The 22,300-nt window shown below is 56.6% G+C and carries 19 protein-coding genes; 15 read left to right on the top strand and 4 right to left on the bottom strand.

The window, feature by feature from the left end; genetic code table 11:
* Window positions 1-36: 36 nt before the first annotated feature.
* From ACILP4_RS00600 to fdhD, 7 genes are read left to right on the top strand one after another with little or no spacing between them, the layout of a single operon-like run.
* Complete coding sequence (locus ACILP4_RS00600) at window positions 37-1,149, top strand: S-(hydroxymethyl)glutathione dehydrogenase/class III alcohol dehydrogenase (protein WP_395618817.1); 1,113 nt, start codon at window positions 37-39, stop codon at window positions 1,147-1,149.
* Window positions 1,150-1,560 carry an NAD(P)H-dependent oxidoreductase subunit E gene (locus tag ACILP4_RS00605; protein WP_395618818.1) on the top strand — a complete coding sequence of 137 codons (411 nt, stop codon included), beginning with the start codon at window positions 1,150-1,152 and terminating at the stop codon, window positions 1,558-1,560.
* Complete coding sequence (locus ACILP4_RS00610; RefSeq protein ID WP_395618819.1) at window positions 1,557-2,999, top strand: NADH-ubiquinone oxidoreductase-F iron-sulfur binding region domain-containing protein; 1,443 nt, start codon at window positions 1,557-1,559, stop codon at window positions 2,997-2,999. Before ACILP4_RS00605 ends, ACILP4_RS00610 begins: the two co-directional genes overlap by 4 nt.
* Window positions 2,996-3,541, top strand: coding sequence for a molybdenum cofactor guanylyltransferase (locus ACILP4_RS00615; protein ID WP_395618820.1), 546 nt, complete (start codon window positions 2,996-2,998; stop codon window positions 3,539-3,541). Before ACILP4_RS00610 ends, ACILP4_RS00615 begins: the two co-directional genes overlap by 4 nt.
* 4 nt (window positions 3,542-3,545) lie before the next feature.
* Window positions 3,546-6,404, top strand: coding sequence for a formate dehydrogenase subunit alpha (gene fdhF / locus ACILP4_RS00620; RefSeq protein ID WP_395618821.1), 2,859 nt, complete (start codon window positions 3,546-3,548; stop codon window positions 6,402-6,404).
* Window positions 6,401-6,613 carry a formate dehydrogenase subunit delta gene (locus ACILP4_RS00625; protein WP_395618822.1) on the top strand — a complete coding sequence of 71 codons (213 nt, stop codon included), beginning with the start codon at window positions 6,401-6,403 and terminating at the stop codon, window positions 6,611-6,613. Before fdhF ends, ACILP4_RS00625 begins: the two co-directional genes overlap by 4 nt.
* Window positions 6,603-7,403, top strand: coding sequence for a formate dehydrogenase accessory sulfurtransferase FdhD (gene fdhD / locus ACILP4_RS00630; protein WP_395618823.1), 801 nt, complete (start codon window positions 6,603-6,605; stop codon window positions 7,401-7,403). The genes ACILP4_RS00625 and fdhD overlap by 11 nt, the downstream gene beginning before the upstream one ends.
* Here fdhD and ACILP4_RS00635 read toward each other — a convergent pair.
* Window positions 7,351-8,265, bottom strand: coding sequence for a LysR substrate-binding domain-containing protein (locus ACILP4_RS00635; RefSeq protein WP_395618824.1), 915 nt, complete (start codon window positions 8,263-8,265; stop codon window positions 7,351-7,353). The genes fdhD and ACILP4_RS00635 overlap by 53 nt on opposite strands.
* 176 nt (window positions 8,266-8,441) lie before the next feature.
* Between ACILP4_RS00635 and ACILP4_RS00640 the strand changes: the two genes are divergently transcribed.
* From ACILP4_RS00640 to ACILP4_RS00675, 8 genes are read left to right on the top strand one after another with little or no spacing between them, the layout of a single operon-like run.
* Window positions 8,442-9,650, top strand: a complete 1,209-nt coding sequence (locus ACILP4_RS00640) for an aromatic ring-hydroxylating dioxygenase subunit alpha (RefSeq protein WP_395618825.1) — start codon at window positions 8,442-8,444, stop codon at window positions 9,648-9,650.
* Window positions 9,640-10,899: an aminotransferase class I/II-fold pyridoxal phosphate-dependent enzyme gene (locus ACILP4_RS00645; protein ID WP_395618826.1), complete on the top strand. Its 1,260-nt coding sequence runs from the start codon at window positions 9,640-9,642 to the stop codon at window positions 10,897-10,899. Before ACILP4_RS00640 ends, ACILP4_RS00645 begins: the two co-directional genes overlap by 11 nt.
* Window positions 10,899-12,362 carry an FAD-dependent oxidoreductase gene (locus ACILP4_RS00650; protein ID WP_395618827.1) on the top strand — a complete coding sequence of 488 codons (1,464 nt, stop codon included), beginning with the start codon at window positions 10,899-10,901 and terminating at the stop codon, window positions 12,360-12,362. Before ACILP4_RS00645 ends, ACILP4_RS00650 begins: the two co-directional genes overlap by 1 nt.
* Window positions 12,359-13,495, top strand: coding sequence for an NAD(P)/FAD-dependent oxidoreductase (locus tag ACILP4_RS00655; RefSeq protein ID WP_395618828.1), 1,137 nt, complete (start codon window positions 12,359-12,361; stop codon window positions 13,493-13,495). The genes ACILP4_RS00650 and ACILP4_RS00655 overlap by 4 nt, the downstream gene beginning before the upstream one ends.
* Complete coding sequence (locus ACILP4_RS00660) at window positions 13,492-14,748, top strand: sarcosine oxidase subunit beta family protein (protein ID WP_395618829.1); 1,257 nt, start codon at window positions 13,492-13,494, stop codon at window positions 14,746-14,748. The genes ACILP4_RS00655 and ACILP4_RS00660 overlap by 4 nt, the downstream gene beginning before the upstream one ends.
* Window positions 14,748-15,011: a sarcosine oxidase subunit delta gene (locus ACILP4_RS00665; protein ID WP_395618830.1), complete on the top strand. Its 264-nt coding sequence runs from the start codon at window positions 14,748-14,750 to the stop codon at window positions 15,009-15,011. The genes ACILP4_RS00660 and ACILP4_RS00665 overlap by 1 nt, the downstream gene beginning before the upstream one ends.
* A complete protein-coding gene (locus ACILP4_RS00670; protein ID WP_395618831.1) occupies window positions 15,008-17,743 on the top strand; it encodes a 2Fe-2S iron-sulfur cluster-binding protein in 2,736 nt (911 codons plus the stop codon). The genes ACILP4_RS00665 and ACILP4_RS00670 overlap by 4 nt, the downstream gene beginning before the upstream one ends.
* Window positions 17,736-18,227 carry a sarcosine oxidase subunit gamma family protein gene (locus ACILP4_RS00675; protein ID WP_395618832.1) on the top strand — a complete coding sequence of 164 codons (492 nt, stop codon included), beginning with the start codon at window positions 17,736-17,738 and terminating at the stop codon, window positions 18,225-18,227. The genes ACILP4_RS00670 and ACILP4_RS00675 overlap by 8 nt, the downstream gene beginning before the upstream one ends.
* 30 nt (window positions 18,228-18,257) lie before the next feature.
* Here ACILP4_RS00675 and ACILP4_RS00680 read toward each other — a convergent pair whose 3' ends face one another.
* The 3 genes from ACILP4_RS00680 to ACILP4_RS00690 form a co-directional block, all read right to left on the bottom strand.
* Entirely contained in the window at window positions 18,258-19,559 is a 1,302-nt protein-coding gene (locus tag ACILP4_RS00680) for an alpha/beta hydrolase family protein (protein WP_395618833.1), read from the bottom strand.
* Window positions 19,556-20,545 (bottom strand): LysR family transcriptional regulator, encoded by a 990-nt coding sequence (locus tag ACILP4_RS00685; RefSeq protein ID WP_395618834.1) that lies wholly within the window; start codon window positions 20,543-20,545, stop codon window positions 19,556-19,558. Before ACILP4_RS00685 ends, ACILP4_RS00680 begins: the two co-directional genes overlap by 4 nt.
* Window positions 20,546-20,682: 137 nt before the next feature.
* Window positions 20,683-22,272 carry a BCCT family transporter gene (locus ACILP4_RS00690; RefSeq protein WP_395618835.1) on the bottom strand — a complete coding sequence of 530 codons (1,590 nt, stop codon included), beginning with the start codon at window positions 22,270-22,272 and terminating at the stop codon, window positions 20,683-20,685.
* Window positions 22,273-22,300: the final 28 nt, after the last annotated feature.

The raw sequence follows: 22,300 nt of genomic DNA on the forward strand, positions 1-22,300 counted from the left end.
TCGCGAAAAATCAGATAACATTTAAGGATAGCCATCATGAAGACCCGCGCAGCTGTTGCATTTGAAGCCAAGAAGCCATTGGAGATTGTCGAATTGGATTTGGAAGGTCCAAAGGCAGGCGAAGTTTTGGTCGAGATCATGGCAACAGGGATTTGCCATACCGATGCATATACGCTGGATGGTTTTGACAGCGAGGGTATTTTCCCAAGCGTTCTGGGCCATGAAGGTGCAGGAATTGTGCGTGAGGTTGGCGCAGGCGTGACCAGCGTCAAGGCGGGCGACCATGTTATCCCGCTTTACACCCCCGAATGCCGCCAGTGTAAGTCTTGCCTGTCGGGCAAAACCAACCTGTGCACCGCGATCCGCGCGACGCAGGGTAAGGGGCTGATGCCCGATGGCACAACGCGCTTCAGCTACAAGGGTCAGCCGATTTTCCATTATATGGGCTGCTCGACCTTTTCGAACTTTACGGTTTTGCCAGAGATCGCGGTTGCCAAAATCCGCGAAGATGCGCCGTTTCAGTCAAGCTGCTACATCGGCTGTGGCGTAACCACGGGCGTTGGTGCGGTGGTGAACACGGCGAAGGTGCAGGTCGGCGACACGGTTGTGGTGTTCGGCCTTGGCGGTATTGGCCTCAACGTCATTCAAGGCGCGCGTCTGGCCGGCGCGGGCATGATTATCGGCGTGGATATCAATCCGGATCGCGAAGAATGGGGCCGCAAGTTCGGGATGACAGCTTTCCTCAATTCCAAGGGCATGAGCCGTGAGGATGTGGTCGCCAAAATCGTTCTGATGACCGACGGCGGCGCAGATTATACCTTTGACGCCACAGGCAATACCGAAGTCATGCGTACCGCGTTGGAGGCCTGCCATCGCGGCTGGGGCACCAGCATCATCATTGGCGTGGCCGAAGCCGGCAAGGAAATTGCAACACGTCCGTTCCAGTTGGTAACGGGCCGCAACTGGCGCGGCACGGCCTTTGGCGGCGCCAAGGGCCGGACCGATGTCCCAAAGATTGTCGACATGTATATGACCGGCAAGATCGAGATTGATCCCATGATCACGCATGTCATGGGTCTGGAAGAGATCAACAAAGCGTTCGAATTAATGCATGCGGGCGAAAGCATCCGCAGCGTAGTGGTTTTCTAAATGGTGTCCATCGCTGACATTTTGGCCGAACATAAGGATCGGGAAGGCCCGCTCCTACCCATCTTGCACGACGTGCAAAAGGCGTTTGGCCATGTCAGCGAGGATGCAATGCGCGAGATTGCCAGCGCGCTGAACCTTACGCGCGCTGAAGTTTATGGCGTCGTCAGCTTCTACCACGACTTCCGTAAAGAAGCGGAAGCCCGGCCCGTTTTAAAATTGTGCCGGGCCGAAGCCTGTAAAGCACGCGGCGTAGAGGCATTGGTTCCTATCGCTGACAACCAAAGCCGCATAAAAGTGGAGGCGATTTATTGCCTCGGATTATGCGCGGTTGGTCCGTCCGCGATGGTTGGCGAAAAAGTCTATGCGCGTTTGGACGGTGCTAAGTTCAAAACATTATTGGAGGCCATTTGACCGTCCGGATATCCGATGATGCTGTGGCCATCGCTTGCGGGGCGGATGAGGTAGCTGCTGCTTTCCTGGCAGCGGGCATTGCCGTCGAACGCGTTTCAAGCTGGGGGATGCAATGGCTTGAGCCGTTGGTGGATATCGATGGCGTCGGCTACGGCCCTGTGTCGGTCGATCAGGTTCCCGACATTATCAATGGTAAAGCGGCGTCCTTGGGCCGCATTGAGGATCATCCCTTTATTGCCAATCAAACCCGCCTTACTTTTTCGCGCGCGGGCAAAACCCGTCCGCTTTCGCTCGATGACTATTACGCATCGGAAGGTTGGCTTGGGCTTGCCAAAGCACGTGAAATGGGTGCCCAAGCGACCATCGACACCGTCATGACGTCGGGGCTTCGCGGGCGCGGCGGCGCCGGTTTTCCTGCGGGAATAAAATGGCAAACCGTCGCACGTGCGGATGCTGACCAAAAATACATCGTCTGCAATGCCGATGAAGGCGATAGCGCGACTTTTGCCGACCGCATGGTGATGGAGGGTGACCCCTTCATGCTGATCGAAGGCATGGCGATTGCTGGCTTCGCGGTCGGAGCGAACAAAGGCTATGTCTATATCCGTTCCGAATATCCGCACGCTATCGCCAAGATGGAAGCCGCTATAAAGCTTTCGGCCCATTTGGTTGCGCCATTTGTCGTCGAAGTCCGCGTCGGCGCCGGCGCTTATGTGTGCGGTGAGGAAACGTCGCTGCTAAACAGTCTTGAGGGTAAAAGGGGCGAAGTGCGCGCCAAGCCGCCATTGCCCGCACTGGAAGGCCTGTTTGGCAAACCCACCATCGTGAATAACGTGCTGACGCTCGCCGCTGTGCCATGGATATTAACACATGGCGGTGACGCATATGCCGCATTTGGTGCGGGCCGGTCCAAAGGCACCATGCCCATCCAGATTGCAGGCAACGTAAAGCATGGCGGCCTTTATGAAGTGGCCTTCGGCATCACGCTGGGTGAATTGGTCAATGATATAGGCGGCGGCACAGCGAGTGGCCGTCCCGTACGCTGTGTGCAAGTCGGTGGACCATTGGGCGCTTATATACCGCCTGCACAATTTCATCTTCCGCTCGATTATGAGGCTTTTGCGGCTGCCGATGCGCTCGTCGGCCATGCGGGTATCTCGGTGTTCGATGATACTGTCGACATGGCGCAAATGGCGCGCTTTGCTATGGAATTTTGCGCGATTGAAAGCTGCGGAAAATGTACCCCCTGCCGCTTGGGCAGCACGCGCGGCGTCGAAACAATCGACCAGATTATCGCTGGCAAAAATGTCGAGGAAAATCTCGCGCTGATTGCAGATCTGTCCGAAACCATGAAGTTTGGGTCACTCTGCGCTTTGGGTGGCTTCACACCTTATCCGGTGATGAGCGCCATCAAGCATTTTCCAGAGGATTTCAGGTGAAACGGCTCGGCGCGATCATTGCCGGCGGCAAGGCAACGCGCTTTGGCAGCGACAAGGCCGCTGCACTGTTAAACGGTCGCCCGTTGATTGAGCATGTTGCCGATGGATTGCGCGAGCAGGTTGACGCCTTGATTGTCTGCGGGCGGGCATGGCCGGGAATGGATTCGGTGGACGACGCTCCGTTCCCCGATATGGGACCATTGGGCGGACTGAATGCTGCGTTTCTATATGCGCAGCAAAATGGCTTTGATTCAGTCGTGACCGCTGGCTGCGACGTTGTCCCCGTGCCCGAATTGCCGCGCAATCTGCATAATGGATATGCCGCCTATATCGACGGGCATTATCTTTTCGGCTTGTGGCCCGTTGCGCTTGCACCGGTTCTTGACGGGCATATGCGCAATCAAGATGACCTTTCAATGCGACGCTGGATCACATTATGTGGCGCGCAGGCGATCACATCTGCAGATATTTTTCACAATTTGAACACGCCTTTGGAACTTGCGCAATATGCTGCGCAACAGACGAATATTGGTATAAGGTAGATAGATGACATACCAGCCGCAAAAGGATTTTGGGACGCCAGAAAGCCGCTCTGACGAAGCGGTTTCGCTGACGATTGATGGCCGTGACGTCACTGTGCCTGCCGGCACCAGCGTCATGCGGGCAGCGGCTGAACAAGGCACATCCATTCCCAAATTATGCGCGACGGACAGCGTCAAAAGCTATGGCTCCTGCCGTTTATGTCTGGTTGAAATTGACGGCCGCAGGGGTACACCTGCAAGCTGCACAACGCCGGTTGAACCGGGCATGGTTGTCCGCACGCAAACGCCGCAACTGGCAAAATTACGCAAAGGCGTGATGGAGCTGTATATTTCGGACCATCCGCTCGATTGTCTGACGTGCGCCGCCAATGGGGATTGCGAATTGCAAGATCAGGCTGGCGCCGTTGGCTTGCGCGATGTGCGTTATGATGTGCAGGCGACACATTTGGGGCAAGAAAAGGATCACTCCAACCCCTATTTTGATTTCGATCCGAGCAAGTGCATTGCCTGCTCGCGTTGCATCCGCGCCTGTGACGAAGTGCAAGGCACGCTTGCGCTCACCATGGAAGGCAGAGGATGGGATTCCAAAATATCCGCCGGCCTTGCCAGCGATGATTTTCTGGGTTCGGAATGTGTTTCGTGCGGAGCCTGTGTACAAGCCTGTCCCACAGCGACCTTAGTTGAGAAAAAAGTTGTTGAGGTCGGCACACCGGAACGCAGCGTCGTAACGACTTGCGCTTATTGCGGTGTCGGTTGCACCTTCCGCGCCGAAATGCGTGGTGAGCAATTGGTCCGTATGGTTCCTTACAAAGACGGCAAAGCCAATCGCGGCCATAGCTGCGTCAAGGGCCGCTTTGCATGGGGCTATGCCCAGCATCAGGAGCGCATCCTGAAGCCCATGATCCGCAAGTCAATCAGCGACCCGTGGCGCGAAGTCGAATGGGACGAAGCCTTTGCTTATACCGCGTCCGAACTGAAGCGGATTAGCGAAAAATATGGCCGCAATGCGCTTGGCGGTATTACGTCCAGCCGTTGCACCAATGAAGAAACCTTCCTTGTGCAAAAGCTTGTCCGCGCCGGTTTTGGTAACAATAACGTCGATACCTGCGCCCGTGTCTGTCACTCGCCGACCGGATATGGCCTAAAAACTACCTTTGGCACCAGCGCCGGAACGCAGGATTTTGACAGTGTCGAAGATAGCGATGTCATCCTAATCATTGGTGCGAACCCCACCGATGGTCACCCCGTTTTCGCCAGCCGGATGAAACGCCGCTTGCGCGGACAAGATGGACGCCCCGGCGCAAAGCTTATCGTTATCGATCCGCGCCGCACCGACATTGTGCGCTCGCCGCATATTGAGGCGCAGCACCATCTGCCCTTACGCCCCGGCACCAATGTCGCGGTACTGACCGCGATGGCGCATGTCATCGTGACCGAAGGCCTAGCCAATGAAGCCTTCATTCGGGAACGTTGCGATTGGGACGAATATAGTCATTGGGCCGAATTCGTCTCGCAAGCCCGCAACAGCCCCGAAAACCTGCAGCCAGTCACTTTGGTCGATGCCGAAGAACTACGCGCAGCGGCGCGGCTTTATGCCACAGGTGGCAATGGCGCGATTTATTATGGCTTGGGCGTCACCGAGCATTCGCAAGGCAGCTCAACCGTCATGGCCATCGCTAATTTGGCAATGGCAACGGGCAATATTGGTCGTAGAGGCGTCGGCGTAAACCCGCTTCGCGGCCAGAATAACGTCCAAGGTGCCTGTGACATGGGCAGCTTCCCGCACGAACTTGCCGGCTATCGCCACATCAGCGACAATGACGCGCGGTCCTTGTTTGAAAATGACTGGGGCGTAACGCTAGATCCGGAACCCGGCCTGCGCATTCCCAACATGCTCGACGCGGCGGTCGATGGCGTGTTCAAGGCGCTTTATTGCCAAGGCGAAGACATCCTGCAATCCGATCCGAACACGGCCCATGTGTCCGCAGGTCTGGCCGCGATGGAATGTGTAATCGTCCACGATCTATTCCTGAACGAAACGGCAAATTACGCGCATATCTTCCTGCCCGGATCGACCTTTTTGGAAAAGAACGGTACCTTCACCAATGCCGAACGCCGCATTCAACCGGTGCGCAAGGTGATGACACCCATGAACGGCTTGGAAGATTGGGAAGTCACACAAAAGCTGGCGCAGGCGATGGGGCTGAATTGGAACTATAGCCACCCGTCCGAAATCATGGACGAAATCGCGCGGCTTACGCCAACTTTTGCCGGCGTATCCTTTGCGCGGCTGGATGAGGCGGGCTCGCTGCAATGGCCCGTGAACGCCGACGCGCCGGACGGATCACCCATCATGCACATTGATGGCTTTGTGCGCGGCAAGGGCAAATTTGTTGTGACCGATTATGTCCCGACGGATGAGAAAACCGGTCCACGTTTCCCCTTATTGCTGACCACCGGGCGGATATTGTCGCAATATAATGTCGGCGCGCAAACACGTCGGACGGAGAATGTCGCTTGGCATCCCGAGGATCTGCTCGAAATCCACCCTGTGGATGCCGAAGATCGCGGCGTCAAATCAGGTGATTGGGTGAAGCTGGCGAGCCGTGCAGGCGAAACCACCTTGCGCGCCAATGTGACCGACCGCGTTGCCCCGGGTGTTGTGTATACCACGTTCCACCACGCGGTAACGCAAGCCAATGTTGTCACGACCGACTATAGCGACTGGGCGACCAATTGCCCCGAATATAAGGTCACGGCAGTTCAGATCAGCGCCTCCAACGGGCCAACAGAGTGGCAGGAAGAATATGAGGCCCTGTCGGCGCGCTCGCGCCGGGTGGAAACCGGGATTGCCGCCGAATGAACAGCGTAGAGCGCCTCGTCCACATGGCGAACCAAATTGCGACAAATCTGGCGACCGACGCTGCGCCGGTTGCGGCGGTTGCAGACCATATCCAGACATTCTGGGACCCGCGGATGAAAAAGATGATTTTTGCCCATGGGACCGATGGCCTGTCGCCCGTTGCTGCCGCCGCCATAAGCTTGCTGGCCGACGCACAAAATGGCGGTTGATCAGGGCGCAAAATCTCTACGTTTTGCGGTACTTACCCCAAGTGACCGTTCGACCGAAATCATAGAACGGCCTATCATTGCCGAAGCACCCATCGCCATTGAATATAATGGTATTGGCTATGCCGTAATGATGGCAACGCCAATTGATTTGGAGGACTATGCCGTCGGCTTCAGCCTGTCGGAAGGGCTGATTACACACCCTGACGATATTTTGGCCCTCGATACCCATCACTCAGAACTGGGCTGGATATTGCGCATTCAGGTGCCGCAAGAAAATGCCGAGAAAGTCGTTGCCCGCGCCCGTCAGCGTGTCTCGGAAAGTAGCTGCGGCCTGTGTGGTATGGACAATCTCGAAGAAGTCATGCGCCCGTTGCCGCCTGTAACAGCGCAAATTGACGTGCTCGACGCGGCGATTTTTTCGGCGCTATCGGCATTACGATCGCATCAGACGTTAAATGCCGATACAGGGTCCGCACATGCGGCGGCGTTTTGCACGCCCGACGGTGCTATCCAGATGACCCGCGAGGATGTTGGCCGTCATAATGCGCTGGACAAGTTAATTGGCGCACTCGCCCGGGCCGATATCGATATTTCAGCTGGCTTTATCGTCCTGACCGCGCGGTGCAGCCTTGAGCTGGTGCAAAAAACGATCCTCGCAAACTGTCCAATGCTCGTGACAATTTCGGCAGCGACCGACTTGGCGATCCATATCGCAGAGAAATCGTGCCTTCGCTTAGTCAGCCTGGCGCGCGCGGACTCGGCGCTTGCCGCAATGCCACAAACTGGCTGATTAACCAGCTACGGAGCATGGAGATAGCAGGGTCCGCCAGATCATCGGCGTGGAGTTTCAAATAATAGCCATAGCCGTCTTCAATCACCGCATCATAGGGCATCACGAGCCGCCCATCGGCAATTTCCTGCGCGAACATATCAATATCGCCCAAAAAGACGCCATTGGCTGCCATGGCATATTGCGCAGCGGCAATGCTGGTATCAAAGGCCAGACCACCATGCGTCGCGACAGCCAGCTGGCTTTGCCGGAGATAGGCCGTCCACAAAAGCTCGCGCGGTTCACCATCTAGTTTGAGGTGCAAAAGCTCTTCGCTCTTCAAAAATTCCTCCAGCGACTTGCCCTGACTGCTGGCAGCTGTTGCCGGCGAACACAGAGGGGCGACGCGCACCATCCAGAGAAGGTCAGTAATCCGGTCATCGACATTGGGCCGGTCATAGACAATCGCCATGTCGAAATCCGTTGATGGTAATCCCGTCACATGTGCGCTCGAAACATCGAGGCGTAAATCGGGATGTTCAACGTGAAAATCGCGGAGCATCGGCAGAAACAATTGTTGCAGCAGCGACGGCGGGACATGTAGCCGCAGTGAACGGCCAGTGACCTCATCATCGCGAATGGAATTCATCGTTTGCTCGATCCGGTCGAGGCATTTGCTCACCACCGGCAACAATTCTTCGCCCGCCGCCGTGAGCGAAAGCCGCGACGCGTCGCGCACGAACAATTGCTTGCCCAGCAGCTCCTCAAGTCCGCCAACATGACGACTCATCGCGCTTTGCGACACCGAAAGCGCCGACGCACCGCCCGTGAAGCTTAAATTCTGTCCTACCGCTTCAAACGCACGCAGGGCATTTAAGGGCAACCAGCGACGGTTAATTGTGCTACGATTGGATATGACAGCGACCTTTCGAATGCAGACATTTTTTCGTCTGCTTTATTGCCCGACATTTTGACATAGGGCTATGCGAAAATGCGATTTTATTCGTTTCCATATCTGGCCCATTCCCGTTTTAGAGAGATTTGGATAAAGGCCCACACATGGATTTGCAGCGGATAAGCGCGCTTTTTGAACAACGCCGTGAAGGGCATACCTTGCCCCAAGCATTGTACACCGAAACGGATAGCTTCGATTTCGATATGGCGGCGATTTATGGCCAAAGCTGGCTGATGGCCGGCATGGAATGCGAATTGCCAAAAGCCGGCAGCTACATTTCCATGATGGTGGGCAAATGGCCTGTGGTCATCACGCGCGATAAGGAAGGCACGATCCGCGCGTTCCACAATAGCTGCCGCCACCGTGGCTCCATGGTTTGCCAACCGGGCCATGGCACCGCACCCAAGCTGGTCTGCCCTTATCATCGCTGGACCTATGATCTCGACGGATCCTTGTTTGCGGCAGGCCGCATGGAAGACGATTTCGACAAAAGCGCCCATGGCTTGAAACCCATTGCGATAGCCTGTTTCGGTGGCGCGATCTTTATCTGCCTTGCGGACAATCCGCCGCCTATCGATGATTTCCGTGAGAAGTTTTCGGCTTATGCGGCCCCTGCCAATTTCGAAAATCTCAAGCTCGCACATGTCGATAAGCTGGTCGAACATGCAAACTGGAAGCTTGTCATGGAAAATGCGCGCGAATGCTATCATTGCGCGACGGGTCATCCGGAATTGGCAAAGACCTTTCCTGTCGGCATGTCGAAGCATTTTGACGCGCACGAAGATGCCCGCGCCGAAGCCTTTAACGCTGCCATGGGCGCCCATGGTTTTCCGCATGAGCCGGTGGAAGGGCATTGGTGGCAGGTTGCCCGCTTCGCGCTAAACGAAGGCTGCACCTCCATATCGCAGGATGGCAAGCCGCTGATTAAAAAGCCGCTTATCACAGCCAATAATGGCGACATTGGCTCGCTGCGCTGGGCGATTGACCCGCATCTTTTTGCTCATGCAACGTCGGACTATGTGTTCATGTTCAGCTGCATGCCCGTCAGCGCAACGGAAACCCATGTGTTCAGCAAATGGTACGTCCACAAGGATGCGGTGGAAGGCGTCGATTATGATGTCGATACCCTTATCTCCCTGTGGGCAGTGACCAATTCGCAGGACAAGGAACTGGCGGAAAACAATCATAAGGGCGTCAACAGCCCGGGATATACGCCCGGCCCTTATTCGGCCGATGCAGAGATGCTCGCCCGCCGATTTACCGACTGGTATTGTGACGTTTCGCGTGTCTATATTGATACCTATGGAAAATAAGAAGTCGGGGGACTTTCACCCAGAAACATTGGCGGTGGCCTTCGGATATGATCCGCAAATGGGGATGGGGGCAGCAAAGCCCCCGATCTTCATGACCTCCACCTTTGTCTATCCGTCGGCGCAGCACGCCAAAGACGTGCACGAGGCCTATTTCGATGGCACAGGGCCGCTAGTTGGGGAAACTAACCATATCTATTCCCGACTTGGCCATCCCGGTCTGGATTTTCTAGAAGCCCGCCTCGCCGCGATTGATGGCGCAGAAGATGCAGTGGCTTATTGCAGCGGCATGGCTGCGCATTCCAGCATTGCGTTGGCGTATATCCGCGCAGGCGACAGCGTGCTGCATGGGCGACCCATTTATGGCGGGGTAGACTATCTCTATAATGTCATGATGCCGCAATTCGGATCGCATGTGACCAGCTATCTGGATGGCACGGATGAAGATCATGTCCGCGCCGCAGCGCAAGCCGCAATGACAAAGGGCCCGTTAAAGCTGATTATCGCAGAAACACCTGCCAACCCGACTGCTGCGATTGTTGATCTCGACCTCATGGTGCGTATCGCCGACGAGATTGGCGCAAAACAGGGGCATCGCCCGCTTGTTGTTGTCGACAATACGCTGCTTGGCCCATTTGCGCAGCGCCCGATCGCGCATAATGTAGATTTGTGCATGACCTCCCTCACCAAATATTGCGGTGGTCATAGTGACTTGCTGGCAGGCGGGATTTCGGGCCGTAAGGAATTGATTGAGCAACTCAAGCTCCAGCGGACAACATGGGGCAATCATCTGGATCCCTTCACGGCATGGCTGGTACTCCGTTCGTTGGAATCGGTCTCGGTCCGCACCGAGCGAGCCATGAGCAATGCGCGCATTGTCGCGGAATATTTACGCGATCATCCCAAGGTCGCAGGCGTGACATATTTGGGCTTCCTGCCCGAAGGATCGCGGCAGCGCGCCGTGTATGATCGGCAGTGCAAGGCCGCAGGATCGACCTTTTCCTTCCACATGCATGGTGGTGAGGCAGAGGCGTTCCGGATGTTGGATCAGCTCAAGCTGATGAAAGTAGCGGTCAGCCTTGGCGGATCGGAAACATTGATCTGCCATTCGGCAAGCACAACACATTATGCAGTCGCGCGCGAACAGCGATTGGAAGGCGGGATAACCGATGGCACGATGCGGCTATCGGTCGGGTTGGAACATGTCGATGATCTCATCGGCGATTTGAAACAGGCATTGGAAGCAGTTTAATGGATCTGAACTTTACCGGAACCGATGTGTGCGCCATCAATGGCACACGAAGCGCACCCGAAGCAAAATATGACCTTGTCGTCATTGGCGCCGGGCCAAGCGGTATTGCCGCTGCCATAGAAGGCGCAGCCAGCGGAGCTTCGGTTCTTCTGGTAGATGAAAATCCTGTGTCCGGCGCGCTGATGGGCAATGATACGCCGCTCTATTTCGGCGGCCGCATGACGGCGGCGACGCAGAATAGCGACCGGATGCTAGAAGCCATTTTCATGAGCATGCCTGATCTTGAAAAGGCAATGGAAGCTGGCGTTGAGCTGCTGCTCGGCACCACCGCATGGGGCGTATATCGCAACGGACCGGGCGTGCAGAGCTTGCCAGAACAAGTTGTTGGCCTTGCCGATGCTGAACGGTCGTGGCTGGTCGGCTTTGAGCGGATTGTGCTGGCAACAGGCGCCCGCGATCTCGCCATCGCCTTTCCCGGCTGGAACCAGCCCGGCGTGATGGGGGCCGCTGCCCTGCAGATGCTGCTTTCCCGCTATGGGGCCTTTTCTGGGCGGCGCATTGTTGTTTTAGGGTCGCATGACCTCGCGCTCGAAACCGCGCTTCTGGCGCAGGAACATGGGCTGGATGTCGCCGGTTTGGTGGAAGTTCGCGATGCAGCCCAAGGCGATGCCGCACTTCTTGGGAAGATTACTTCGGCAGGCATTCCCATATATTATGGACAGAGCATCAAATCCAGCAAAGGCGGGCTTGATGGGATTGAATCCATCACCCTGACAGATGGAACGGACATTGCTTGCGACACCATTTGTGTCGCCATTGGCCTTATTCCCTCAATTGAACTGGTCGATGCCATGCATGGCCCACGGGCGCTGAACGCTGCGCGCGGCGGATATATTCCGGCAGGTGAGCCGAATGTGATGACTGTGGGCCTGTGCGCTGGCCTTCCCGATACGGGTTTTGACCATGTCGCCTATCGCATGGACTGGGTGCGTGCGGCGCTGCGCGTCAATGCGCCCGATACGATTATCTGCCAATGTGAAGAAGTGACGTTGGCGGACCTGATCGGCATTCAACCGCCCAATTATCTGCCCCGCCCCGCAGCACTTCAGTCTCGCTCGCTCGACACGCTGCTGAACGATGGCCCAGCCAACCCGGATCAGATCAAGCGGTTAACGCGCTCTGGCATGGGTGTGTGTCAGGGTCGTCGTTGCCGCGATCAGGTGGCGATGATGCTGGCCATTGAATCGGACAAGCCATTCGGCACTATTCCGCTCGCCACGCACCGCGCGCCTGTGCGCCCGTTACCGCTGAAGATTTTGGCAGAATGGGATGAACCAGCGACGATGGATGCGGCGTGGGATGTCTGGTTCGGTATTCCAACCCAATGGGTGCCTGTCGAAGATATCGGCACAGAATATCAGGATGCGCATCGCGAGATGCTCTACACGGGGATGTATAAATGAGCGGCTCTGAAGTAGTCATCGTTGGCGGTGGCGTCACTGGTCTTAGCGCAGGCTGGTGGCTGGCGCGTTCGGGCGTTAAAGTCACCGTCCTCGACAAGTTCATTGTTGGCTGGGAAGCCTCTGGACGCAATGGCGGCGGTGCATCGCACTATTCCAGCCCCTTGTTCGATGAAGAACAACGACTATGGCCGCAAATGGATGAGCTATTGGGCTACCCGACAGAACATCAAAAAGGCCGTATCCTGATTGCGATGACGGAACGTCAGTGGGACCAATATCGCTTCATTGCGGAACGCCACACCCGCCTCAACCACCCGGTCGAGGTACTTGACGTCAAGCAAGTGCAAGAGGCTGTTCCGCTGGCGGGCGACAATTGCTTTGGCGGCGTGCATTATAAATTTGGCGGCCATGCCAACCCGCAACGCACGGTTCAGGCTTATGCTTGGGCGCTGCAAGATCTCGGCGGCAAAATCATTCAGCACAGCCCGGTCACGGGCTTTGAAACTGCTGGCGGCAAGGTTACGGGCGTGAAGACCGCCAATGCAACCTATGGCTGTGATGCCGTAGTGGTTGCTGCCGGACCGCAAATCCCGCATTTGATGGCGCAATTGGGCGTTGATGTCCCTCTGGCCGCCGCACGCGCAGAAATGATTATTACCGAGCCTGCCCCGATGATGCCGCTAGGCGGCGTCGATGGGCATAAAATTTATGGTCGCCAGACTTTGCGTGGCAACCTCGCTTATGGCGGCGGTCCGCATGAATGGCTGGATGTGGATGCCACCGGTCCGGCGGCTCGGCCATCGACACCGCTGGCGCGCAATCTGGCGAAGCGTTTGGCCGAACTGCTGCCCAAGGCAGCGCACCTCAATGTCATTCGCAGTTGGGCGGGCGTGATTGAAAATTCACCCGATGGCCGTCCGATCATTGACCGCCTCACCAGCCCAGACAATGTGGTTGTCGCCTCCATGTCCAGCGTCGGCTTTGGCCTGTCGCCAGCATCGGGCCACGCGATCCGCGATCTGGTGATTGATGGCGCATGTTCCTTTAATAATATCGACCTTCTCAAACTGTCGCGCTTTGACGGGCTTGAAAAGGATTGGCGTGAAAAGCGTGGGTGGATGCCCATCGCATGAGCCGATATTCAGCCTTAAGCCTGTTGCGCGGCGCTCTTACGGGGCACCGCCACTGGCAACCAGCATGGCGCGACCCAGAACCCAAATCGCATTATGATATCATCATCATCGGCGGTGGTGGCCATGGGCTGGCGACGGCATATTATTTGGCCAAAGTTCATGGCCTAAAGAATATTGCCGTTCTGGAAAAAGGCTGGATTGGCGGCGGAAATACTGGACGCAACACGACGATTGTGCGCTCCAATTATCGGCTGGAACCTCTACATAATCTCTTCGAATTTGGCCTAAAGCTATGGCATGGCCTGAGCGATGAGTTGAATTACAATGTCATGTTCAGCCCGCGGGGCGCGATGTTCCTTGGCCATAGCGACGCCGATATGGTCAAGCTGGCCGAACGCGGCGACGCCATGCGTTGCGACGGGATTGATGCCGATCTGTTGACTCGGGATCAGGTGGCAAAGCTTGAGCCTTTGCTCGATATGTCGCGCGATGCGCGCTTCCCCATTCAGGGTGGTTTGATCCAGCGCCGGGGCGGTACCGCGCGGCATGATGCCGTTGCTTGGGGCTATGCCCGCGGCGCGGACAGCCTGGGTGTCGACATTATTCAAAAATGCGAAGTCACAGGCTTTGTGCGGGATGGTGACGCGGTGGTTGGCGTGGAGACAACACGCGGACGCATTGGCGCGGGGCGCGTCGGCATTTGCGTTGCAGGGAATAGCGGCCATGTCGCAGGCTTGGCAGGTATCAAGTTACCGGTTGAATCCCAAACCCTGCAAGCCATGGTGACCGAAGGCGTCAAGCCGATGATCAACAGCGTGATCATGTCCCAATCCTTGCATTGCTACATCAGCCAATCGGACAAGGGTGGCGTCGTCTTTGGTGGTGACCCAGATAATTGGCCAAGCTATGCCCAGCGTGGCCATCCCATGGTGATGGAAGGCGCTGTGGCGCAAGGCCTTGCGCTCGTCCCTGCTTTGTCCCGCCTGCGTATGGTGCGGACGTGGAGCGGGGTCACGGATATGAGCTTTGATGGCGCGCCGATCATTGGCGAAACGCCTGTCCGCAACCTCTTCCTCAACGGCGGCTGGTGCTATGGCGGCTTTAAGGCAACGCCCGCATCCGGTTGGACCTATGCGCACACGCTAGCGACGGGCAAGCCGCATGCACTGAATGCCCCCTTCTCGCTCGATCGCTTTGAACGCGGTGCAACCATTGATGAAACGGGGAGCGGCCCAATGCCGAATAGCCGCTAATGATGCTCATCGCCTGCCCCCATTGCGGCCCAAGGGCACAATCAGAATTCATTTACGAGCGCACGGTCGATTCCGTCGTGCCACTGAACGCGCCAGTGGACGAGGCGATGGCCAAGCTCTTCACCCGCAACAATCCGCGCGGTGTAGATGATGAAATCTGGCGCCATACTTATGGCTGCCGGGCATGGATGGTTTTGACGCGTCACCGCGTTACCAATGAAATTTCCGAATGCCGTGCCATCGGGCCGGAGGCGTTGCCATGATCAACTTCAGCTTTGATGGGAAAGCCTATACCGCGCAGGAAGGCGATACGCTGGCGGCGGCATTGTTGCGCAATGGCGTTGGCCTTGTTGGCCGCAGCTTCAAATATCACCGCCCGCGCGGCATCATGACCGCAGGCGTGGAAGAACCAAATGCACTGGTGACCGTTGGCGAAGGAGGCAGAACCGAGCCAAATACCCGCGCCACCGATGTGTTCGTTTATGAAGGCCTTGTCGCCAAAAGCCAGAATCGTTGGCCAAATCTGTCTTTAGATGTCGGGTCGGTTTTCGGTTTGGCTGCGCCCGCCCTTTCCGCCGGTTTTTATTATAAAACCTTTTTTGGTTCGGCCAAAAAATGGATGTTCTACGAATATTTCATCCGTAAGGCCGCCGGGCTTGGCAATGCACCCACGCTTGCAGACCCCGACCGCTTCAGCCAGCGTGCAGCGTTTTGCGATGTTCTTGTGGTTGGCGCGGGTCCCGCAGGCATGCAGGCTGCGGTCGAGGCTGCCGAAAGCGGTAAGCGCGTTATCTTAGTCGAACAGGACAATATCCTTAGCCCATCATTGATCCGCGACGGCGAAGAGCAGGATGCAGCCTGGATCAACGCGACTGCCGCGCGCATTCGCGCTGCAAATGGCCTTATTCTTACGCGCACCACGGCCTCGGGCTATTGGGAACATGATCTGGTCACCCTGACACAGCGCCTATCGGAGCCGGGGCAAATCCCAGCAGATAATGTGGCGCAACGTCTATGGCATGTCCGCGCAGGCCAAGTGATTTTAGCCACCGGAAGCATTGAGCGGCCCATGGCCTTTGCCCATAATGACCGCCCCGGCGTCATGCTGTCACAAGCTGTGCGCAGCTATATCCGCCGCTTTGGCGTCGTTCCCGGCAAACGCGTCGTGATCGCAACCAACAATGACGATGCCTATAAAACCGCACAGGCGCTTAAAGACGCAGGCGCGCAGATTGTTGCAATCCTCGACGCACGGCCCGCACCGGCGGGAGCCAACAGCGGCCATCGCGTCTACAACAATGCCGTTCCGCTTTCGACCCAAGGTGCGCGGCATTGCCTGAAAAACGTTTCTGCATCGGTCGATGGTGAGACGATGGCGTGGGAGGCCGATCTGCTTGCCGTGTCAGGCGGATTTACGCCCGTTGTGCATCTGCACATGCAAGCGGGCGGGACGCTTGACTGGAATGAAGATGCGCAAGCTTTCATCCCCGCCAGTTCGCGCCAGAATGTCACAACCATCGGCGGGGCTTCAGAACCGCAACCGATATTCAAAATGGTACCCGTTGCTAAACCGAAGAAAAGCTTCATCGATTTCCAGAACGACGTGACATTGGCCGATGTCGATCTGGCATGGGCGGAGGGCTATCGTTCGGTCGAGCACCTTAAACGCTACACCACTTTGGGCATGGCGACGGATCAGGGCAAGCTCAGCAATATGGCCGCTCTCGGACGTTTGGCCGAAAAACAGGGTGTGGCCATTCCGGAGGCCGGGCTGACCACATTCCGTCCGCCTTACACGCCGGTGACAATGGGCTTGCTCGCAGGTGCCGGGGCGAAGGATGCAGGCGCACATGTTCGCCGCCTTGCATTATATGACCTGCACGCGGCAAAGAACCCGATCTGGCAACCACTGGGCTATTGGTTCCGCCCACGCGCTTACCCCATAAGCGGCGAAAGTTTGGCGCAAGCCGCACTGCGTGAGGCAAAGTCCGTGCGTAACAATGTCGGGATGACCGACGTGTCGACACTGGCGAAATTTGAAGTGAGCGGCCCGGATGCTGCGGCCTTTTTGGAAATCATCTGCGCCACCACGGTTAGTAAACTGGCCGTCGGGCGCGGGCGCTACACCTTCATGCTGCGCGAAGACGGGTTCGTCTTTGACGATGGCACCGTGTGGCGGCTTGACGAGAACCGCTATCTGCTCACCAGCTCCACCGGCGGCGCGGACCGCATGGCGACCCATATCTCTTATGTGCGCCAATATTTGTGCCCGCATTTGCGTGTCTCTGCCGTCAATGTGCAGGAACATTATGCGGGCATTGCCGTTGCTGGGCCAAAGGCGAAAGCGGTGCTCACAACATTAATCGGCGAAGAACCACCACGCCATATGTCAACCGTTCCGGCGGTTATATCGGGCGTTCCAGTGATCATCTTGGCCGCAAGCTATAGCGGCGAACGCGCATTCGAAATCTATATCTCAGCAAGCGATGCCGCGACGGTCTGGGCCGCGTGCGAAGCCGAAGTGATGAAGATAGGCGGCGCGTTATTCGGGCTGGAAGCGATGGAGTTTCTGCGCATTGAAAAGGGCCATCTGGTAGTCGGCGGTGAAGTCGACGGGCGGATGACGCCGCATGATCTGGCACTGGATAAGATGCTCAATAAGGCAGGCGGTTATATCGGCGCCTCTGGCCTTGCCCGCCCCGCTTTGGCCGAAGCTGGACGGCGACAGCTGGTTGGACTGGAGTCGCTTGAAGGCGACATCCCAGAAGGTGCGATGCTCATCCCCAACGAAGGTGCGTCACCGCAAGGTCATGTCAGTGCGGCGGCTTTCCGCATAATTGAAGGCGGGTCTGTTGCGCTGGGGCAGTTGGTCGATGGGTTTAGCCGTCATGGCGAAATCCTCATCGCTTCGTCCCCCACACGCGGCCAAAAAGCGCGTGTCCGCGTTGTAGCCCCACATTTTTATGATCCAGCAGGAGAGCGTTACCGTGACTGAAGTGACGATCACGACCCTGCCCGCCGCTCCGCTGCATGTCTTTGAGATTTGGGGCAACGCGGCCGCCGTTGCAAAACGCTTCAAAGCGGCAACGGGCTTTGACCTTCCAGCGACCGGACGGTCAGGTGGCAATGATGCGCTCCGCTTGATCCGCTTTGAACCCACAGTATGGCTCGTAGAAGGCGATATCAGCGCTCTGGGCGACGTTTTGGCAGAAGATGGTGCGCTCACCGCAATAAGTGGCGGGATCGTCCGTATGCGCCTCTCAGGAGCCGGTTGGCGCACGCTCCTTATGGAAGGCGGCGTATTCGACGCAGAGAGCCCAGATTTCGCTTCCGGATGCAGCGCAGCGACGATCATCGACCATGTCAACGTCCGCCTGCATGTCGTCGATGAAACCACCTGCGACGCCTATGTGCCCTTGAGCTTCAGTCAGGGCTTGCTGCACTTTTGGAAGCAAGCTGCGGGGAGTTTGGCGGGATAGGTTTTGCCCTTCCCCATCGCGACCCTTTGTTTACTTCGCCGCTGCCTGATGCTGCAACGTCATTCCCCGTGCATGGCGGCGTTGGAAGCCCTTCCATAATGTCACGCCTTCGCCGCCGGGGCTATATGCGCCCCATGCTGTCCCAGCGGGTGCGTTCCATTGCCCTTCATCCGAATCTTCAACGGCCATATGCAGATACGCCGCCTTGCTATCGTCTTTTCGCAGGTGAACGGCCAAAAATGCGGTGATGAAATGCAGGTTGATGGCGTTAATCCGGTCCTGCCGCCAGATGGGGTCTTCAAACCAATCGATATCCCATAGTGTCTTGCGCATTTCAGGTGGTGCAGGGTTAAGTGCAATCGAATGGCCGGCCTGCTTATAGGTCAGCAAAGTGCGATCACTGTTTACAGCACCACCAAAGACCGCAAGCGCGCCAGTTTTATAGTCCACAGTCGCGTCGTTATCTCCGTGAATCAGCAGCAAGGGCGCGGTAAGCGCGGCGAGACCTTCAGCGCCCCATGCGCTGTATGGCGCGCCGCCAGCGGGTGCCAATGCGACTACAGCCCTTACGCCTTTTAATGCTATGGCATCAGCCTGCGCACGGCCCCGCGCAAATGTCTTGAGCCAGCCGCCCGCAACCAGATCCATATTCGGTCCCGCCGGGTCCAGCGATGCCCCGCCAGCGGTCAACACGCCATAGCCGCCTTGTGAATAGCCAATGAGTGCAACATTATCCGGGTCGATTAGGTTGCCCAAAACATTGCGCAGTTCGCCTGCAACAAAAACGATATCGCGCGGACGGTTGAAATTCGGCGCGGCGCGGGTGCTGGGCGACGCGATATAGGGGTTTGGGTCATTGTGATTAATAGCGGCAACGACATATCCCTTGGACGCCAAATTTTCGGTCAGCCAGGTCATCATGGCGGGATTGTTGCTATAACCATGGCTGATAATGACCAAAGGATGCTTGCCGCCTACCGCCGAAGCGTCGGCCACAGCCATACCCTTTTGCGAGAAGCTTACCGGCGGGAACGGTGGTTCAGCCCACAGACTTCCGCGATAGATAATTGGCTTTTTACCGTTTTTGACCGTTGCGGGGTACCAAATATCAACCCGCAAATTGCGATCAACAAGCCGAACTTCGGTGCCGAGCGGATCCCCATTTTCGACATCAGGCTGATTTTGATGGGCTAACAGGACCGACCGGAAACCAACCCCATTTGGACCCAAGGCCGCGAGTTCCGGCGCGTCAACGCTCGGGATGCTGGGGATTCCCGCGTGGGCGGGCGCGGCGAGTAGGGCCAGTCCAGCAAGCCAGATATAGCGGATCATGCGATCATCTCCTCACCGTCCAGCGTTGGCGCGGGCCATGACAATTGCTGGGCCATCCAAGGATATTCGGCAATCAAAGGCGGAAAGGTTTTTTCGCGCAAGACCTGCTGACATAAAGTCGCGGTGCGCTGCGGAATATCGCCCAGTTCGTCCATCCGCGCCACAACCTGAATCGCGCGGGAGAAGCGCCCACGCGTCATGGGTTCGGCGCGCAGTTCGGGCAGCAGCTCCGGCACGGCTGCCAGACACACCGGCGTCGTGATAGTCCACCCAATGCCTGCGGCGACCAGAGCCAATTGCTGATGCGAGGATTCTACTTCGACCATCTGCGGCAGTTTCAACTTCATCCGGACAATCTGACGTTCGATTTGTTGGCCTGTGCCCGTCAGGCGCGAAAAGCGGATGAACGGCAAAGATGATGGCACGCCGTTTATATCCAATGGCTCACGAAAATCTTTCGGGAAAACCATGATGAAGCTCTCCTCAAACACAGGATGCAACTCCACCGTGTCGCGATGTTCAAGGCTAAAACTGCCGGTCACCATCATATCAATATCCCGCGCCAGAAACTCGCCTTGATGCTCCAGCGATATACCCGAGCGGATATTCCATCGGTCCGCGCGCGGCCCAAGATGCTGCAAGATAGGTGCGGTAAGTTCGTTCGCCAGGCTGAAGGACATAGCGACCGTCACGCTGGAAATGGGCAGGTTTGCGCCTTCGCGGACCTCATCATACGCAAGGCGGGCATGGGCGATCAGCTTGTGACCGCGCGCAAATAGCGATTTTCCGCTTGCCGTTAAGCCCAGTGGTCGCATCGTGCGATCAAATAAGGATGCGCCAATGCCGGCTTCCAGTCGAGCAATCGTTTGTGAAACAGCCGATTGCGTAACCTGCAGATGCGCGGCGCATTGCGACATGCCGCCAAGCTCCACGGTCATGATGAACACTTCCAATGCGTGCAGATCAAATTCTTGCGGCAATTTCATACAGCAGCCCCTCCAAGCGCACAGGCGTAGCCAATGGCTAATATTACCTGCGCTAATGGCTATTCGAGACTTTACGTAATAATGCCATGCATTTTCGACATAGACGGATTATGCTTCAGCGGCGTTGCACAGTTGCATCACTTTGCCAGATCATTGGCGATGACATGATCCCGATGCAATGCCAGCAAGCCTTTTAATGTACCAAAACACATGCCCAACAAGATAAAGGCCAAGGGCAAACCCGTGGCGATAGCACCTGCCTGAAGCGAGGTCAGACCGCCATTGAGCAGGAGAAGGACGCCGATGCCACCAACCGCGACCAACCAGATCGTCTTTTGCTTCAGCAAGGTATCGGTGCGACCACCCGCTGTCATCGTATCAATGACCAAAGTTCCAGAATCCCACCCAGTCACGAAAAAAATCAGGATAAGGCCAATCGCCACAAAAGATGTGAATTGCGCCCAAGGCAAAGCGCCCAGCAGCACAAATAATTGCGTGTCGAGTGATGCTTTGGCCAAGTCCGCACCATTGCCGGCAACAATCTGCGCAATGCTGGCATCGCCAAAAATGGTCAGCCACAAGATGCCGAGCAAGCTTGGCGAAATCATAGCCCCGGCAATAAATTCACGCACCGTTCGGCCCAATGAAATACGCGCCATGAACATGCCGACAAAAGGTGCCCAGCTCATCCACCACGCCCAATAATATACCGACCAATCATTATAAAAACCGGTGTCCGTGCGCCCCAGTGGGTTGGATAATGCCGGGAGCAATTTGAGATAGTTGTAAATATTACTGGCAAGATCGCCAAGCAATTGAAGCGTTGAGCCCGTCGTCAAAACAAAGATCAGCAACGCAAAGGCAACCCACATGTTCACTTCGCTCAAAATCCGGATGCCCCGATCAATGCCGCCCCGGATCGACAGGAAGGTGATGCCTGCCATCACGAAAATCAGCGCTAGGATTGTCAAAGACGAGCTCGTCACGTCATATAGATAGGAAATCCCTGCCATAGCTTGCTGCGCGCCAAGACCAAGAGATGTCGCAAGCCCAAAGATTGTGGCGAGGACGGCCAGAACCTCCAGAACATCGCCTGTGCGGCCCCAAACAGCCTTGCCGAACAAGGGGTAGAATGCCGAACGCATCGACAGCGGCATGTTGAAGTTAAAGTTGAACACCGCAAGCGCAAGGCCGGTGACGGCGAAGATTGCCCAAGGGTGAAGCGCCCAATCAAATATAGTGGCCGCCATCGCGATGCTTCGTGCGGTAGCAGGATCACCAACGGCGCCGCCCAATGGTGCCGCAGGTCCACCAGCCATGGCCGAGGTAAAATGGGTAACTGGTTCGCCAACGCCATAGAAAACAAGGCCGATGCCCATGCCCGCACCGAACAACATCGCAAACCATGACAATCGCGAATAATCTGGCGTTGCGCCCTTACCGCCCAAACGGATTTTGCCCAAGGGCGAAACGGCCACGACAACGCAAAACAGCAAAAGCAGGTTGCCCGACGTCATGAAGAACCAGTCGAAATGGGAAACCGCACCACTGCGCAAAGCGGCGAACAGGTCTGTAGACGCTTTAGGCGCAATGAGGCTGAATAATATGACAGCAAAGGAAATGAATGCAGTTGGTAAGAATACGGCTGGGTTTATATGCATCCCGCCCCAATCGCGATTGGACTGGCCGTAATTGCCCAGATCTATTGATTTATCCCAATCTGCCATTGAACCCTCCCCCAAAGGTGCGATGCTG

This window comes from Sphingorhabdus sp., from assembly GCF_044239045.1.
Classification (GTDB): Bacteria; Pseudomonadota; Alphaproteobacteria; order Sphingomonadales; family Sphingomonadaceae; genus Sphingorhabdus_B.